The sequence below is a fragment of the Xanthobacter sp. NM-59 genome (genome assembly GCF_021401125.1).
Classification (GTDB): Bacteria; Pseudomonadota; Alphaproteobacteria; order Rhizobiales; family Xanthobacteraceae; genus Xanthobacter.
In genome coordinates, this window is sequence record NZ_JACBFQ010000002.1 from 163,217 (window position 1) to 179,346 (window position 16,130).

Here is a 16,130-nt window from a genome sequence, read left to right on the forward strand (position 1 = left end):
CATGCGAGCGGTTAGAGGCGGATCAATCCGCCCCAGCCAGCGCCCCGGAGGTCATTCCCCGCGACGTGTCGTGCGTGGAGGGGCCGCCGGAACGGCCCCTCGCAAAGAGCGTGTGATCAGCGGATCACGAACGGCAGCAGGCCCAGGAAGCGGGCGCGCTTGATGGCGGCCGCCAGCTCGCGCTGCTTCTTGGCGGAAACCGCCGTGATGCGCGAGGGGACGATCTTGCCGCGCTCGGAAATGTAGCGCTGCAGGAGCCGCACGTCCTTGTAGTCGATCTTCGGCGCGTTAGGGCCGGAGAAGGGGCAGGTCTTGCGACGACGGAAGAAGGGACGGCGCTGGCCGCCGCCGGCGCCACCGGTCGGAGCGAAAGCCATCAGTTCTCCTCCTCGCTCTGCTGGGTCTCTTCAGCCGGACGCGGACGGCGCGGACGGTCCTCACGGCCGCCGAAACCACGGTCGCCGCGCTCACCGCGCTCGCCGCGATCCTCGCGGTCACGCTTCTGGAGCATGGCCGACGGGCCTTCCTCGTGCTCCTCGACGCGCAGCGTGAGGGAGCGCAGGACGTCCTCGTCGATGCGCTGCTGACGCTCCAGCTCCTGGATCGCCGCCGCCGGGGCGGTGATGTTCAGCAGCGTGAAGTGCGCCTTGCGGTTCTTGTTCATGCGATAGGTGAGGGACTTCACGCCCCAGTACTCGGTCTTGCCGACCGAGCCACCATTCGCCTCGATGACACCCTTGAAACGGGTGGTAAGTTCCTCGACTTGCTGCGCCGTAACATCCTGGCGCGCGAGGAACACGTGCTCGTAAAGCGGCATGTGCTCATTCGCCTTTCGTTGTCTCCGTCCACCGGCGCCGAGCCCTTCTCGCCTTTTCCGAAAGGCGCGAAGCACGGAAGGCGGGGACACGGGACGACGGGCTTTTCGCCCTGCCCTTCCGCTCATCCCGATGGGATGGGCGCAATGGCCGTCCGTTCAGCCCCCGGCCGGGTGCGACGGAAGCGGCGCGTATAGCAGGTTTCAGCGGAAAGGCAAGCTGCCGCCTCGCCGGGCTTTCAGCCGCCGCGCCGGCGCCCGCCGAGCTGGGCCACCTGGAGCACCGCGCGCTCGCAGATGGCGGGGGCCAGCGCCGCATTGCGCCGCGCCGCCAGAACCGCCTCATCCACCGCCAAGAGCGCCTTCAGGCAGCGCGCCGGATCGAATGCGCGCAGCGCCTTTTCCAGCTTGGGCTTGCGGGAGAAATGCACCATCGGCCGGGCGCCATCGATCACCCGCTCGGGGCTCTGGCCGGCGGCCACCTGGAGCGTCATCTGGTGCAGGCTGGACAAGGCGCGCAGAAGCGCCCCCAGCACCGCATCAGGCCGGGTGGCGGCGCCGAAAGCCTTGGCGAGGGCGGCCACCGCATCCCCGGTCTGGCCGGCAAGGGCGGCATCCACCACATCGTCCATGGCAAGGGCGGAAGCATCCCCCACGATGATGCGGACGTCGTCCAGCGTCACCCGCCCCTGCCCCTGGGCATAAAGGGCGAGCTTGGCGATCTCCCCGCGCGAGGCCAGCCGATCACCGCCGATGAGGGAGACCAACAGCTCGCGGGCATCGCGATCGATGGAAAGGCCGGCTTCGCCCATCATGGTGTCCACCAGCCGGGCCAGGTCGCGCTCGGTGTCGGCGTAGCAGGCGATGGCGAGGGCGTTGGGCGATGATTCGCAAAGGGAGCGCAGGGGTGCGCCGCGCTTCAGGTCGCCCGCCTCCACCACCACCAGGGTGCCGGTGGGGTTTTCCAGGACCGGCTGAAGCGCCGGCACGAAATTGCGATTCCCGGCCCGAACCCACACCACCCGCTCACCGCCGAACAGGCCGATGGTGGACGTCTCGTCGATCAGGCGCTGGGGATCGGAGGCCAGCTCGTCCCCTTCCAGGCGAACCAGGGCGAAGGGGTCATGGGCATCGGGGATCGAGCGGCGCACCAAGCCTTCGGCGCGCTCGCGCACAAGCCCCATGTCGGGGCCGAAGATGAGCACCACATGGCGCTTGGGATCCCGCCGGGCGAGGGCCGCCTCGGCGTCGCCGGGGCGAACCGCAACCATGGATCAGCTACCGGACGCCTTGGCCGGCTGCGGCTTCGGCAGCTCGTTGGCGGCACGGAGGAAATAGGCCACCAGCTCCGCCTTGATCTGCTCGGCCACGGCGCGCGAGGCACGAGCCTGGGCATCGTGCTGGGCGCTGTAATTGGCAAAGCGCTGGTCGCTCAGGTCGACGGAGGCTGTGCCCACCGCCTCGCCGCCGGCAATGGGCTTCTTCTTGTCGTCGTCGGCGCGCACCAGCCGCCAATTGGCAGCCACGCGCATGATCGCATTCTCGGCGAGGCCAGAGGACGAGTTCACCAGCGCGGTGGACGAGGTGGTGCTGGTGGAGGTGTAGATCTGGAAGGTGGCGCCCTTCGGATTTCCCGCCCCACCGCCGAGCAGATAGATCAGCTCGTTGCGCAGCTCGTCGCCGAGCCGGCCCTTGATCTCCATCACCTCGACATCCTGGAGCTTTTCCTGGAGGCCGGGCCCGCCAACGGTGGCGTTGTCCGCATAGAGCGGCTGGAAGCAGCCGGCGAGCGCGCCGGACAGGAGCCCCACCACGGCGAGGCGCGCCAGAAGGCGCGCCGGGCGGCGGACAAGTGCGCCGGGTGCCATCGCGGCCCCGGCCGTAGGAGTGTCAGGCAACGACATTCACGATCCTCTGCGGCACCACGATGATACGCTTCGGCGCGCGGCCGTCGAGAGCCCGCTGCACGCTTTCCAGCGCCAGCACCGCCGCTTCCACCTCCGCCGGGGTGGCCGCGCGGGGCACCACGATGTCGTCGCGCTTCTTGCCATTGATCTGAATCGGCAGCGTGACGGTGTCCTGCTTCAAGAGCTCGGGCTCCGTCTGCGGCCAGGGGGCCTCGGCCACCAAGGTGTCGTGGCCCAGGCTCGCCCAGCACTCCTCGGCCAGATGGGGCGTCATGGGCGCCACCACCCGCACCAGCATCTCCGCCGCCTCCCGCAGAGCGAAGGCAAGATCCGCCGGCACACCGTCCTTCGCGCCACGGGCGGCCGCGACCGCGCCGCCGAACACGTTGGCGAATTCGTGCACATGGGCCACGCCCACATTGAAGCGCAGGCGCTCGATATCCTCCGCCACCGCGGCCACCAGTCCGTGGGAGGCGCGACGCAGGCCGAGCGCGTTTTCACCGAAGCTGTCGGGCTTCGCGGTGCCCGCCGGCGCGCCGAGCTCGATGGCTTCGTGCACCATGCGCCACACGCGCTGCACGAAGCGCCAGGCGCCTTCAATGCCGCTCTGCGTCCACTCGCTGTCGCGCTCGGGCGGGGTGTCGGAGAGCATGAACCAACGGGCGCAATCCACGCCATAGGTGTCGGCGATGACCTCGGGGGCCACCACGTTGCGCTTCGACTTGGACATCTTCTCCGGCGGGGAGACGATGACGGGCGTGCCGTCGGAGATCTTCTCCGCCTTGCCCGGCCCCGTGAGCTTCACCTCCTCCGGGTAAAGCCACTTGCCGGCCTGGTCCTTGTAGGTCTCGTGGACGATCATGCCCTGGGTGAACAGGCCCGCGAAGGGCTCGCTCACGTCCACCCGGCCACATTTCTTCAGCGCCCGCGTGAAGAAACGCGAATAGAGCAGGTGCAGAATGGCGTGCTCGATGCCGCCAATATACTGGTCCACCGGCAGCCAATGGGCCACCGCCGCCTTGTCCAGGGGCTTGTCCACATTGTCCGAGGCATAGCGCAGGTAATACCAGGACGAATCCACGAAGGTGTCCATGGTGTCCGTCTCGCGCCGGGCCGGCTTGCCGCATTTGGGGCACGGCACGTCCCGCCACGCCGTGGCGCGGTCCAGCGGATTGCCGGGCTTGTCGAAGGTGACGTCGTCGGGCAACTGCACCGGCAGCTGGTCGCGCGGAACCCCCACCGGGCCGCAGCTCTCGCAATGAATGATGGGGATGGGGCAGCCCCAATAGCGCTGGCGGGAAACGCCCCAGTCGCGCAGGCGGAAATTCACCTTGCGCACGCCCTGGGGGGCATCGCCCACCCGGAAACGTTCCAGCTGGCGGGCCACCGCCTCCTTGGCCTGCTCGATGGTCATGCCATCGAGGAATCCGGAATTGAACAGCGTGCCCTCGCCGTCATAGGCGATCTCCTCGACGCGGAAGGCGCCGGGATCGGTCTCGGGCGGCAGCACCACGGGCACCACGGGCAGCTTGTACTTGCGGGCGAAGTCGAGGTCGCGCTGGTCGTGGGCCGGGCAGCCGAAGATGGCGCCGGTGCCGTAATCCATCAGCACGAAGTTCGCCACATAGACTGGCACGGTGCGGGCGGGATCGAGCGGATGCACCACCTTGAGACCGGTGTCGAAGCCCTTCTTCTCCTGGGTTTCGATGATCTCGGCGGAGGTGCCGCCCTTCTTGCATTCGGCCACGAAGGCGGTCAGCGCGGGATTGCCAGCCGCCAGCGCCTGGGTGAGCGGATGGTCCGGCGAGAGCGCCACGAAGGCGGCGCCGAACAGGGTGTCAGGGCGGGTGGTGTAGACCTTCACCGCCTTCTGGCCCTCGGGCGCAAAGCCCTTGGCGAACTCGAACAGCACCTCCAGGCCCTCGGAGCGGCCGATCCAGTTGCGCTGCATCAGGCGCACCTTTTCGGGCCAGCGGTCGAGGGTGTCGATGGCGTCCAGCAGCTCCTGGGCGAAATCGGTGATGCGCAGGAACCATTGGGAGAGCTTGCGCCGCTCCACGATGGCGCCCGAGCGCCAGCCGCGCCCATCGATCACCTGCTCATTGGCGAGCACGGTGTGGTCCACCGGATCCCAGTTGACCTCGCTCTCCTTGCGATAGGCGAGGCCATGTTCCAGGAAATCCAGGAAGATGCGCTGCTGCTCCACATAATAGCTGGGGTCGCAGGTGGCGATCTCGCGATTCCAGTCCAGGGAGAGGCCGAGCAGTTGAAGCTGCTCGCGCATGGCGGCGATGTTGTCGTAGGTCCAGCTTTTCGGGTGGATGCCGCGCTCGATGGCCGCGTTTTCCGCCGGCAGGCCGAACGCATCCCAGCCCATGGGGTGCAGCACGTTGAAGCCGCGCATGCGCTTGTAGCGCGCCAGCACGTCGCCCATGACATAGTTGCGGCCATGGCCGATATGGATGCGCCCCGACGGATAGGGGAACATTTCCATCACGAAGAATTTCGGCCGCGGGTCGTCATTGCGGGTGCGGAAGATGCCGCGCTCGGCCCAGGTCTTCTGCCAGCGGGGTTCCGCCTCGCGGGCGTTGTAGCGGTCGGAGCCACGCTCCGAGTTGCGATCTTGCGTCATCGTGCCGTTCATATACCTGTGCCGGAAACCTCCCGGCAGAAAGCTCCAGCGCCGCGCGGGCCTGCCCGATGATACCGCCGGCAGGGTCCACGGGGCGCGCTCAGCCCCTTGCCCGTCGGGGATCCCGAAAGCGGCGGGACTAGGACAGAAACCGGCGCGCCGGTCAACCACCGCATCGCAACGCGAACGCCCCCGCCTGGCCGGAGGAACGCCCCGGCGGCGGGCGGTCTCCCGCCATCCTGTCTGGCCCCAGGCCGGTTTGAGTTATCATAGGGCAGTTTGACTTGCCTCAAGCGCGACCATCGTCCATCAAGCCCACTGCAACGAGGAAAGGGATGGCGATGGGATTTGTGCGCCACGGAACGCTGCTGCAGCTCGCAACTGCGACAATCGCGACCCTGGTCACATCGAGCGCGGCCCTGGCGGCGGACGGCGTGGCAACCCTGAACGGGGCGGAGCTCTCGCCCATATGGGCTATCCCGTTCGTCGGCATGCTCCTGTCCATCGCGCTGTTTCCGCTGCTGGCGGGGCACTTCTGGCATCATCATTACGGCAAGGTGGCGCTGTTCTGGGCGGCCGCCTTCGCCATTCCGTTCGCCATCGTCTATGGCCCGGCCATGACCGGCCATGAGGTGGTGCACACCGCTCTGCTGGAATACATCCCCTTCATCATCCTGCTTTATGCGCTGTTCACGGTGTCGGGCGGCATCCTCATCACCGGCAACCTGCACGGCAGCCCGGCGGTGAACACGGCCATCCTGGCTTTCGGCACGCTCATTGCCAGCCTCATCGGCACCACCGGCGCGTCCATGGTGCTGATCCGCCCGCTGCTGCGCGCCAATGACAACCGCCGCTACAATGTGCACACGGTGGTGTTCTTCATCTTCCTGGTGTCGAACATCGGCGGCTCGCTCACCCCGCTGGGCGACCCGCCGCTGTTCCTGGGCTTCTTGAAGGGCGTCAACTTCTTCTGGACCACCACGCACCTGCTGCACGATACGGTGGTGATCGCGGTGCTGCTGCTCGCGGCCTTCTACCTGCTCGACCGCTATTTCTATGCCAAGGAAGGCGGCCGCCGGCCGAAGATGGACCCCACGCCCGACACCGAGGGCCTGGGCCTGCGCGGCGCGCAGAACATTCCGCTGCTGGGCGGCATCATCGGCGCCATCCTGCTGTCCGCCCTGTGGAAGCCCGGCATCGTCTTCAACGTCTACGGCACCCATGTGGAGCTGCAATGGATGGTGCGCGACGTGCTCCTGGTGCTGATCGCACTCGTGTCGCTTGCCATCACTCCCAAGATCATCCGCGAGCGCAACGGCTTTGACTGGGAGCCCATCCTGGAGGTGGCCAAGCTCTTCGCCGCCATCTTCCTCACCATCATTCCCGTCATCGCCATCCTGAAGGCGGGGCTGGACGGGGCCTTCTCGCCGCTTGTTCAGATGGTGACGGGGCCGGGCGGGGAGCCGGTGAACTTCTGGTATTTCTGGCTTACGGGCGCGCTCTCCGCCTTCCTGGACAATGCGCCGACCTATCTGGTGTTCTTCAACCTCGCCGGCGGCGACCCCCACCACCTGATGGGGCCGCTGGCGGTGACGCTGGAGGCCATTTCGGCCGGCGCGGTCTTCATGGGCGCCATCACCTATATCGGCAACGCGCCCAATTTCATGGTGCTGTCCATCGCCCGCCACCGCGGCGTGAAGATGCCGACCTTCTTCGGCTACATGGCCTGGTCGCTCACCTTCCTGCTGCCCTGCTTCGCGCTGCTGACCTTCCTCTACTTCCTGTGAGGCAGGGGAGGCCCGGCATGCCGGGCCTCCGGAAAGAACAACGCCCGCCCCGTGGAACGGGACGGGCGCGGGGATTATCGCGGGAGCGCTGATTCGCCGGGGCGGAAGCGCTTTCGCCTCACTCTCCCGCCAGGCGCAGGGGCGAGCGCTGGCGGGTCTCCACGGCGCGCAGGCGCGCCTCCTCGGCCTCGATATAGCCGCGCGTGAGCGGCACCGCCTCCTGCCGGGCCGCGAGCTGAATGTGGAACACATTCAACCCCTGGTGGCGAAAGCCCATCTCGCTGCCGGCGAGGTAGAATTCCCACATGCGGCAGAAGCGCTCATCGGTGAGGCGCGCCGCCTCGTCCCACCGGGCCAGGAAGCGTTCGCGCCAGGCCTTCAGCGTCTCCGCATAATGCAGGCGCAGCAGCTCCACATCCGTCACCACCAGCCCGGCGCGCTCGATGTGGGGCAGCACCTCCGACAAAGCGGGGATATAGCCGCCGGGGAAAATGTATTTGGCGATGAATGGGTTGGTGACGCCGGGCGGGTCCGAGCGGCCGATGGAATGCAGCAGCATCACCCCATCGTCCTTCAAGAGGGCGCGGACCTTGCGGAAGAATTCGCCGTAGTGGGCAACGCCCACATGCTCGAACATGCCGACGGAGACGATGCGGTCGAATTTCTCCGGGATATCCCGATAGTCCTGCAGGCGGAATTCCACCCGCCCCGCGAGGCCCGCTTCGTCAGCGCGCTCGCGGGCGAGAGCGAGCTGCTCTTTCGACAAGGTGACGCCCGTGACCTTCGCCCGCGCCATCTGCGCCAGATAAAGGCCGAGGCCGCCCCAGCCAGAGCCGATGTCGAGCACCCGCAAGTCCTCCCGCTCCAGCATCAGCTTGGCGGCGATGTGGCGCTTCTTGGCGAGCTGCGCGTCGTCCAGGCTTTGGCCGGGATACTCGAAATAGGCGCAGGAATATTGCCGGTCCGCATCCAGGAACAGGGAATACAGGCGCCCATCCAGGTCGTAATGGTGCGCCACGTTACGCTGGGAGCGCGCGCGCGGATTGAACTGCGCCAGCCGCCGCACCAGCATGCGCGCCCAGAAGAAAACCTTCGAGGTGACCGTCGTCGTCGATGTGGACGTGGCCGGCTGAGCCATGAGCAGATCGAGCAGATCGGCGATGGAGCCTTCCTCCATCACCAAGCAGCCGTCCATATAGGCTTCACCGAGCTTGAGCTCGGGATCGAGGAGAATGGCCCGCTGGATGGCAGGTGTGGTGAAGCGCACTGCCACAGGCGGCCGATCCGGCGCCGGATGACCGATCGTCACCGTGCGGCCAGAGGCCATGGTCACCTTCAAGCCGCCATTCACCACCACGCGACGCAAGACACTTTCTAACAACCGCGACATCGGCCGTCTCCGCGCTCATGGTCGAGATCTGCCCAGGCCTTTCTCCCGTTGCCGGCTACGTCCGCCGCCAGGGAACCCGACTGAAGCGCCGGCCTCCGGTCGCGTCGCGCACCCGTTTTCCGGGTGATGCCGCCATTCCTCATTCATGCCTGCATACCGGGCGTTTGCAATCTACCGGATGGGATATCCCAGAGGCACAATCGTCGTATCACGACCGAAAGGGCGTAGCCGGTGGAATGAAACCACCAAGAATTTCACAAGACAAGTTTCGCGCCGCCCCTGGCGCATAATTTTTCGCCGCTCAGACACATCGCCCAAGATAGAGGCAGCCTCGACGCCCGTGCTACGGGCCTGCCCCGCCGCCCAAGAGCACCGCCACCCAAGAGCACCGCCACCCAAGAGCACCACTGCGCGCAGCGCCGCAGGCCGCGCGCCTTTACTCCGCCGCGAGGGGCCCTTAAGCGAAAGCCACCTTTCGCAAAAAAGTTCCCCCTCATGCTCCGCAAACTCTATGACTGGGTCATCGCCTATTCGGCGAAGCCTTCCGCCCCCTGGGCCCTCGCCTTCGTGTCGTTCGCGGAGAGTTCGGTCTTTCCCATTCCGCCGGACGTGCTCCTGGTGCCCATGACCCTGGCCCGGCCCGAAAAGGCGTGGCACTACGCGCTCATCTGCACCATCGCCTCAGTGGTGGGCGGGCTCGTGGGCTACGCCATCGGAGCGCTGCTTTATGAGAGCGTCGGCAAGTTCCTGATCGACCTCTACGGCTACGGCAACAAGGTTGACGCCTTCCGCGAGGCCTATGCCCATTACGGCCACTGGGTGATTTTGCTGAAAGGACTGACGCCCATCCCCTTCAAGCTGGTGACGATCACGTCCGGCTTCGCCGAATACAATCTCGGCTGGTTCATTGCGCTGTCCATCATCACGCGCGGTGCGCGCTTCTATTTGCTGGCGGCGCTGCTGCATTATTTCGGGCCATCCGCCCGCGAATTCATCGAGAAGCGGCTCGGCCTCGTCACACTCGGCCTGCTGGCGGCGGTGGTGCTGGGGCTGTTGGCGGCAGCCTATCTGGTCTAGCTCGCCTGCACGCGCAGCCAAGCCCGGGCGCGTGAAGAAGGCCCGTTCAGTCAAAAATTAAGGCATGTCCGCGATTCGCTGAAACGCAGGCATGCCCTCGCACCGCCCCTCCCTCAGAGGATCGCGGCACCACTCCAGCCGAGTGAGTTGCCGCGCTTCCCCGCATCAAAGAAAAGGTGGCCCTGCCGTCACTCGGTTCCGGCAGGGCGCGAGAGGACGGAGGCGGAACCCGCATCGGTGCTGCCGGGCGTCCCGCTACCGGCGCCGGTCGGCTCGGAAGATATCTCGGGAGCCGCCGGCTGCACCGCAGCGGCAGGCGCCGCCACCGCCCCATTGGACACGCCCCCGCCCGCCGGGGCACTGGCCGGAGTGGCGACAGCGGGCGCCGGCTCCACAGCTGCAGCCCCCGCCGGAGCGGACGTGGCGGGCGGCTGAGCAGTCGGGACCGCAGCAGGTGCGGAAAGCGCCACGTCCGCCTCTGCGGGCCGCGGCTGCGGCAAAGGTGCGCTCGGCAGGGGAGTGCTCGGCAAAGGCCTTGGCGGGGCATTGGTGATCCGCGCCGGCGGCACCATCACCGGCGCGCGGCGCGCGGGGCCGGGAGGCGGACCTGGAGGCGGGCCTGGCGGCAGGCCGGCAAGCGGCCGGACATTCAGCACCTCACCGGAATAGGCATCGACCCGCAGGCCGACGAACCCATCCTCGTCCACGGCGGTAACCTGATAGACGCGACCCGTCAGGGTGGGCCGGGAAATACGCCAATACCCCATGGCCTGCAGCCGACGGCGCACCTCCGCAGGGGGCAGCATCACATAATGCAGGGTCCCGCGCGGCGGCGGCCCGTAAACGGGCGGGCGCTCCACCACATAGGGCTCCTCCTCATAGATCAGAAACTGGGCCGAAGCCGGTGGCGCCGCGATCGCCGCGGGAATCACCACCGCCCCGCCGGCCAGCAGGGCCGCGAGGCGTACGCGCCGGCGGGCCGACATCGCGGGGGAAAACCACAAGGAAGGGGAAAAGGGCATGATCGAGCGTCACCTGCCAAGCCGAACCGGCCTGCCCCATGGGGATGGCCGCTGAGGGCACTAGAGCCGCCCAATGCGGCGGCGTTTGGACCGCTCCAAGGCCGCCGCGGCCCGCTTTCCGCCGCTTCCGCGCCAGCACGGCATCGAAACACCGTTGCGTGGCCGCGCCAGCCTCCGCACCCTTCTTTCGCGGCAGACGAGCCATGCGCAATTTTTAGTCATAAAGCCGTCAGAGAGGCCATCCTGGAGCTTGTGAAATGTTCATTTTTCTGCCATCGTCCGATGGATAGGGCAACTGTGCTGCCCTATCCCCCACATTGCCGGCCTTTCTTGCGCAGCGCCCGCGCCTGCGCGGCGGCGCGTGCGATCTGGTGGCGTGGAAGTTGCAGCACACGACGAGAGAGATAGACCATTGCGCGGTGCGCGGTGGCACGGCAGTTTGGGGCGAACGGCGGGGGCCGGATCGCGCCGGCCTGTCGGCGCGCGACGCCGCAGCGCAATGGGGCCAGCCGGGTCGGAAGCCAGTGACTTCCGACCCGACAGATGAAAAGGGACGACAAAATGGCAGGGACTGATCGCAAGGATGGCTTGAGCGGAAGCGTGGCTCCGGGTGCCGCCGCCGTGAAAGACACGGCGATCGTTGGTCGTCCGGCACCGTTCGGCCTGTTCGACCCGGCGCATGAACGGGATGCCTGCGGCGTGGGCTTCGTTGCGGACATCAAGGGCCGCAAGTCGCACAAGATCGTCGAGGACGGCATCAAGATCGTGCTGAATCTCGAGCACCGCGGCGCCGTGGGCGCGGACCCGCGCGCCGGGGACGGCGCCGGCATGCTGGTGCAGATCCCGCACAAGTTCTTCGCCAAGGAGGCCGCGCGCCTCGGCTTCACCCTGCCCGAGCCCGGCAAGTATGCCGTCGGCCACCTCTTCATGCCCCGCGACGCGGAAGGCCAGGAGATCGTGCGCGCGGTATTCGAGCGCGCGGTGGCGAGCGAGGGGCTGAGCCTCATCGGCTGGCGCGACGTGCCCACCGACAATTCCTCGCTCGGCGTGAGCGTTCTGCCCACCGAGCCCAAGCATGTTCAGGTGTTCATCGGTCACGGCGAGGATATCGCCGACGAGGACACGTTCGAGCGCCGGCTCTACATCCTGCGCAAGGTCATCTCCAACGCCGTCTATGACGCGCGCGACCCGCGCACGCAGGGCTATTACTCCGTGTCCCTGTCGTGCCGGACCCTGGTCTATAAGGGCATGTTCCTGGCCGACCAGCTGGGCGCCTATTATCCGGACCTGCATGATCCGGACTTCGAGAGCGCGCTGGCCCTCGTCCACCAGCGCTTCTCCACCAACACCTTCCCGGCCTGGCCGCTGGCCCACCCCTATCGCATGGTGGCCCATAACGGCGAGATCAACACCCTGCGCGGCAACGTCAACTGGATGGCCGCGCGGCAGGCCTCGGTGGATTCGGAGCTGTTCGGCTCGGACATCTCCAAGCTCTGGCCCATCAGCTATGAGGGCCAGTCGGACACCGCCTGCTTCGACAACGCGCTCGAATTCCTGGTGCAGGGCGGCTACTCGCTGCCCCACGCGGCCATGATGCTGGTGCCGGAAGCCTGGGCGGGCAACCCGCTCATGGATAACGAGCGCCGCGCCTTCTACGAGTATCACGCCTCCCTCATGGAGCCGTGGGACGGCCCGGCCGCCATCGTCGCCACCGACGGCCGGCAGATCGTCGCGACCCTGGACCGCAACGGCCTGCGCCCGGCCCGGTACATGGTGACCACCGACGACACCATCGTATTGGCCTCGGAAATGGGCGTGCTCACGCTGCCCGAGGAAAAGATCGTCACCAAGTGGCGCCTCCAGCCCGGCAAGATGCTGCTGGTGGACCTGGAGGAAGGCCGCCTCGTCCCCGACGAGGAGATCAAGTCCGAGCTCGCCAAGGCCCACCCCTACAAGGAATGGCTGACGCACACCCAGCTCGTGCTCGAAGACCTGCGCCCCGTGGAGGCGCGCGAGGTGCGCACTGACGTGTCGCTGCTCGATCGCCAGCAGGCCTTCGGCTACACCCAGGAAGAGCTGAAGCTGCTCATGGCGCCCATGGCCATCACCGGCCAGGAGGCCGTGGGCTCCATGGGCTCCGACACGCCCATCTCCGTGCTCTCCAACAAGTCGAAGCCGCTGTTCTCCTACTTCCAGCAGAACTTCGCCCAGGTGACGAACCCGCCCATCGACCCGATCCGCGAGGAACTGGTGATGAGCCTGGTCTCCTTCATCGGGCCGCGGCCGAACATCTTCGACCTGGAGGGCAATGCCCGCCGCAAGCGCCTGGAAGTGCGCCAGCCCATCCTCACCAATGAGGACCTGGAGAAGATCCGCTCCATCGGCTTCATGGAGGAGCGGTTCGACACCCGCACGCTGGACATCACCTATGCCGCCGACAAGGGCGCGGCGGGCCTGGAAGGCGCGCTAGAGCACCTGTGCGACCGCGCCGAGGCCGCCGTGCACGGTGGCTACAACATCATCATCCTGTCCGACCGCATGGTGGGCCCGGACCGCATCCCGATCCCGGCCCTGCTCGCCACGGCAGCGGTCCACCATCACCTCATCCGCAAGGGCCTGCGCACCTCCGTGGGCCTGGTGGTGGAGACCGGCGAAGCGCGCGAAGTGCACCATTTCGCGTGCCTGGCGGGCTATGGCGCCGAGGCCATCAATCCCTATCTCGCCTTCGAGACGCTGCTCGCCATGAAGGACGAGATTCCGGAGGAGGTGGACGACAAGGAGATCGTCAAGCGCTTCATCAAGTCCGTGGACAAGGGGCTTTTGAAGGTGATGTCCAAGATGGGCATCTCCACCTACCAGTCCTATTGCGGCGCGCAGATCTTCGATGCGGTGGGCCTCTCCTCGGAGCTGGTCAACAAGTACTTCTTCGGCACCGCCACCACCATTGAGGGTGTCGGCCTTGCCGAGATCGCCGAGGAGACGGTGCGCCGCCACCAGCTCGCCTTCTCCGACGCGCCGATCTATCGCCTCGCGCTCCCGGTGGGCGGCGAATATGGCTTCCGCATGCGCGGCGAGGACCACGCCTGGACGCCGGACACGGTCGCAACCCTGCAGCACGCCGTGCGCGGCAACGCCCAGGACAAGTATCGCGAGTTCGCCAGCATGGTGAACGCGCACAGTGAGAAGCTGCTCACCATCCGGTCCCTGTTCCGCATCCGCGAGGCGGAGGAGCTGGGCCAGCAGCCCATCGACATCACCGACGTCGAGCCGGCTTCCGAGATCGTGAAGCGGTTCGTCACCGGCGCCATGTCGTTCGGCTCCATCTCGCGCGAGGCGCACACCACGCTCGCCATCGCCATGAACCGGATCGGCGGCAAGTCGAACACCGGCGAGGGCGGCGAGGAGCCGGAGCGCTTCAAGCCCCTGCCCAATGGCGACAGCATGCGCTCCGCCATCAAGCAGGTGGCCTCGGGCCGGTTCGGCGTCACCGCCGAATACCTGGTCAATGCCGACGTGATGCAGATCAAGGTGGCCCAAGGCGCGAAGCCCGGCGAAGGCGGCCAGCTGCCCGGCCACAAGGTGGATGCGGTGATCGCCAAGGTGCGCCACTCCACCCCGGGCGTGGGCCTCATCTCCCCGCCCCCGCACCACGATATCTATTCCATCGAGGATCTGGCGCAGCTCATCTACGACCTCAAGAACGTGAATCCCGACGCGGACGTGTCGGTGAAGCTCGTCTCCGAGGTGGGCGTGGGCACGGTTGCGGCGGGCGTTGCCAAGGCGCGCGCGGACCACATCACCATCTCCGGCTTCGAGGGCGGCACGGGCGCAAGCCCGCTCACCTCCATCAAGCATGCGGGCTCGCCCTGGGAGATGGGTCTTGCTGAAACCCAGCAGACCCTGGTGGCCAATGGCCTGCGCTCGCGCGTGGCGCTGCAGGTCGACGGCGGCTTCCGCACCGGCCGTGACGTGATCATCGGCGCCCTGCTGGGGGCGGACGAGTTCGCCTTCTCCACCGCGCCGCTGATCGCGGCCGGCTGCCTGATGATGCGCAAGTGCCACCTCAATACCTGCCCGGTGGGTGTCGCCACCCAGGACCCGGTGCTGCGCAAGCGCTTCAAGGGCACGCCCGAGCACGTCATCAACTACTTCTTCTTCGTGGCCGAGGAAGTGCGCGAGTACATGGCGCAGCTCGGCTTCCGCAAGTTGGAAGAGATGGTGGGCCGCGCCGACGTTCTCGACCAGCAGCAGGCCATCGACCACTGGAAGGCCAAGGGCCTCGACTTCTCCAAGCTGTTCGCCCAGCCGGCGAAGCCCACGGACGAGCGCCTTGCCGGCATCCGCCACACCGAGCGCCAGCATCACCCCATCGAGAAGGTGCTCGACCGTACCCTCATCGAGAAGGCGGCGCCCGCCCTGGAGCGCGGCGAGCGCGTGGAGATCGAGACCCCCATCCGCTCGGTGGACCGTTCCGCCGGCGCCATGCTCTCGGGCGCCGTGGCCAAGCGCTACGGCAATGCGGGCCTGCCCGATGACACCATCCATGTGCAGCTCACCGGCACTGCGGGCCAGGCCTTTGGCGCCTTCCTGGCGGCGGGCGTGACCTTCGATCTGGTGGGCGAGGCCAACGACTATGTGGGCAAGGGCCTGTCGGGCGGGCGCATCATCGTGCGGCCCCCGGCGCACTCGGCCATCGTTCCGGAACAGTCCATCATCGTCGGCAACACGGTGATGTACGGCGCCACCGAGGGTGAGTGCTACTTCCGCGGCGTGGCGGGCGAGCGCTTCGCGGTGCGCAATTCCGGCGCCATCGCGGTGGTGGAAGGCACCGGCGACCACGGCTGCGAGTACATGACCGGCGGCGTGGTCGTGGTCATCGGCCCCACCGGCCGCAACTTCGCGGCCGGCATGTCCGGCGGCGTGGCCTATGTGCTCGACGAGGACAAGACCTTCGCCAAGCGCTGCAACCTGTCCATGGTCGATCTCGAGCCCGTGGAGGAGGAGGAGGACCTGCTGGAGCGCCTCCACCACCATGGCGGCGACCTGGAGTTCAAGGGCCGCATCGACGTGCACTCCGACATGTCGCGCCACGACGAGGAGCGCCTGCACCAGCTCATCGCCAAGCACCTGCACCACACGGGCTCGGCGCGGGCGCAGACCATCCTCGACAATTGGGCCGACTATCGCTCCAAGTTCGTGAAGGTGATGCCGGTGGAATACCGGCGCGCTCTGCGTGACATGGAGAAGCTGCGCGGCCTGGCCGCGGCTGAGTGAGCCGACACCCGCCCCCTCTCCCGCTCGTGGGGGAGGGCCCGGCGGGGAGAGCGCTGCCCTGACGGTCGCGCCTCTCCTTCCGCCGACATCGCGACACGGCGGAGGCCGCCTTTCCGGCCTCCCTCATCCCAAGCGCGGAGGAGTTGGCTGAACGGCAACCGCCGGCGCGCGCGAACAGGTTCTGCGCGCGGTTTCCGCCTCCTCAAGCTGTTCTAATTCTTGTAATG

The 16,130-nt window shown here is 67.2% G+C and carries 10 protein-coding genes; 3 read left to right on the forward strand and 7 right to left on the reverse strand.

The genetic code is table 11. The features are described 5' to 3' along the window. Positions 1-116: 116 nt before the first annotated feature. The 5 genes from rpsR to leuS form a co-directional block, all read right to left on the reverse strand. The gene (gene rpsR / locus L0966_RS06115; RefSeq protein WP_234050981.1) at positions 117-377 is read right to left on the reverse strand and encodes a 30S ribosomal protein S18; all 261 of its coding nucleotides are present in this window, start codon (positions 375-377) and stop codon (positions 117-119) included. Then, a complete protein-coding gene (gene rpsF, locus L0966_RS06120) occupies positions 377-817 on the reverse strand; it encodes a 30S ribosomal protein S6 (protein WP_234050982.1) in 441 nt (146 codons plus the stop codon). Before rpsF ends, rpsR begins: the two co-directional genes overlap by 1 nt. Before the next feature lie 236 nt (positions 818-1,053). Next, on the reverse strand, positions 1,054-2,085 hold the full coding sequence (gene holA / locus L0966_RS06125; RefSeq protein ID WP_234050983.1) for a DNA polymerase III subunit delta: 1,032 nt from the start codon (positions 2,083-2,085) through the stop codon (positions 1,054-1,056). A 3-nt stretch (positions 2,086-2,088) separates the two neighbouring features. Further along, complete coding sequence (gene lptE, locus L0966_RS06130; RefSeq protein WP_234050984.1) at positions 2,089-2,718, reverse strand: LPS assembly lipoprotein LptE; 630 nt, start codon at positions 2,716-2,718, stop codon at positions 2,089-2,091. After that, positions 2,705-5,353: a leucine--tRNA ligase gene (leuS, locus tag L0966_RS06135; RefSeq protein WP_234050985.1), complete on the reverse strand. Its 2,649-nt coding sequence runs from the start codon at positions 5,351-5,353 to the stop codon at positions 2,705-2,707. The genes lptE and leuS overlap by 14 nt, the downstream gene beginning before the upstream one ends. A 335-nt stretch (positions 5,354-5,688) precedes the next feature. Between leuS and L0966_RS06140 the strand changes: the two genes are divergently transcribed. Further along, positions 5,689-7,140, forward strand: coding sequence for a sodium:proton antiporter (locus tag L0966_RS06140; RefSeq protein ID WP_370640659.1), 1,452 nt, complete (start codon positions 5,689-5,691; stop codon positions 7,138-7,140). Between the two features lie 118 nt (positions 7,141-7,258). Here the strand turns inward: L0966_RS06140 and L0966_RS06145 are convergent, their stop codons facing one another. Continuing rightward, positions 7,259-8,530: a cyclopropane-fatty-acyl-phospholipid synthase family protein gene (locus L0966_RS06145; RefSeq protein ID WP_234050986.1), complete on the reverse strand. Its 1,272-nt coding sequence runs from the start codon at positions 8,528-8,530 to the stop codon at positions 7,259-7,261. Positions 8,531-9,025: 495 nt separating this feature from the next. Here L0966_RS06145 and L0966_RS06150 point away from each other — a divergent pair, with 495 nt between their 5' ends. Then, positions 9,026-9,607 (forward strand): YqaA family protein, encoded by a 582-nt coding sequence (locus tag L0966_RS06150; protein WP_234050987.1) that lies wholly within the window; start codon positions 9,026-9,028, stop codon positions 9,605-9,607. A 188-nt stretch (positions 9,608-9,795) separates the two neighbouring features. Here the strand turns inward: L0966_RS06150 and L0966_RS06155 are convergent, their stop codons facing one another. Continuing rightward, complete coding sequence (locus L0966_RS06155; RefSeq protein ID WP_234050988.1) at positions 9,796-10,629, reverse strand: PepSY domain-containing protein; 834 nt, start codon at positions 10,627-10,629, stop codon at positions 9,796-9,798. Between the two features lie 561 nt (positions 10,630-11,190). On the opposite strand from L0966_RS06155, the gene gltB reads away from it, so the two are divergent. Then, positions 11,191-15,903, forward strand: coding sequence for a glutamate synthase large subunit (gene gltB / locus L0966_RS06160; protein ID WP_234050989.1), 4,713 nt, complete (start codon positions 11,191-11,193; stop codon positions 15,901-15,903). The last annotated feature ends 227 nt before the right edge of the window (positions 15,904-16,130 follow it).

Bases quoted from the DNA above. Each gene is read 5' to 3' on its own strand.
- rpsR (WP_234050981.1), bottom strand. From the start codon at position 377: ATGGCTTTCGCTCCGACCGGTGGCGCCGGCGGCGGCCAGCGCCGTCCC.
- leuS (WP_234050985.1), bottom strand. From the start codon at position 5,353: ATGACGCAAGATCGCAACTCGGAGCGTGGCTCCGACCGCTACAACGCC.
- rpsF (WP_234050982.1), bottom strand. From the start codon at position 817: ATGCCGCTTTACGAGCACGTGTTCCTCGCGCGCCAGGATGTTACGGCG.
- L0966_RS06140 (WP_370640659.1), top strand. From the start codon at position 5,689: ATGGCGATGGGATTTGTGCGCCACGGAACGCTGCTGCAGCTCGCAACT.
- gltB (WP_234050989.1), top strand. From the start codon at position 11,191: ATGGCAGGGACTGATCGCAAGGATGGCTTGAGCGGAAGCGTGGCTCCG.
- L0966_RS06150 (WP_234050987.1), top strand. From the start codon at position 9,026: ATGCTCCGCAAACTCTATGACTGGGTCATCGCCTATTCGGCGAAGCCT.
- L0966_RS06155 (WP_234050988.1), bottom strand. From the start codon at position 10,629: ATGCCCTTTTCCCCTTCCTTGTGGTTTTCCCCCGCGATGTCGGCCCGC.
- L0966_RS06145 (WP_234050986.1), bottom strand. From the start codon at position 8,530: ATGTCGCGGTTGTTAGAAAGTGTCTTGCGTCGCGTGGTGGTGAATGGC.
- holA (WP_234050983.1), bottom strand. From the start codon at position 2,085: ATGGTTGCGGTTCGCCCCGGCGACGCCGAGGCGGCCCTCGCCCGGCGG.
- lptE (WP_234050984.1), bottom strand. From the start codon at position 2,718: ATGTCGTTGCCTGACACTCCTACGGCCGGGGCCGCGATGGCACCCGGC.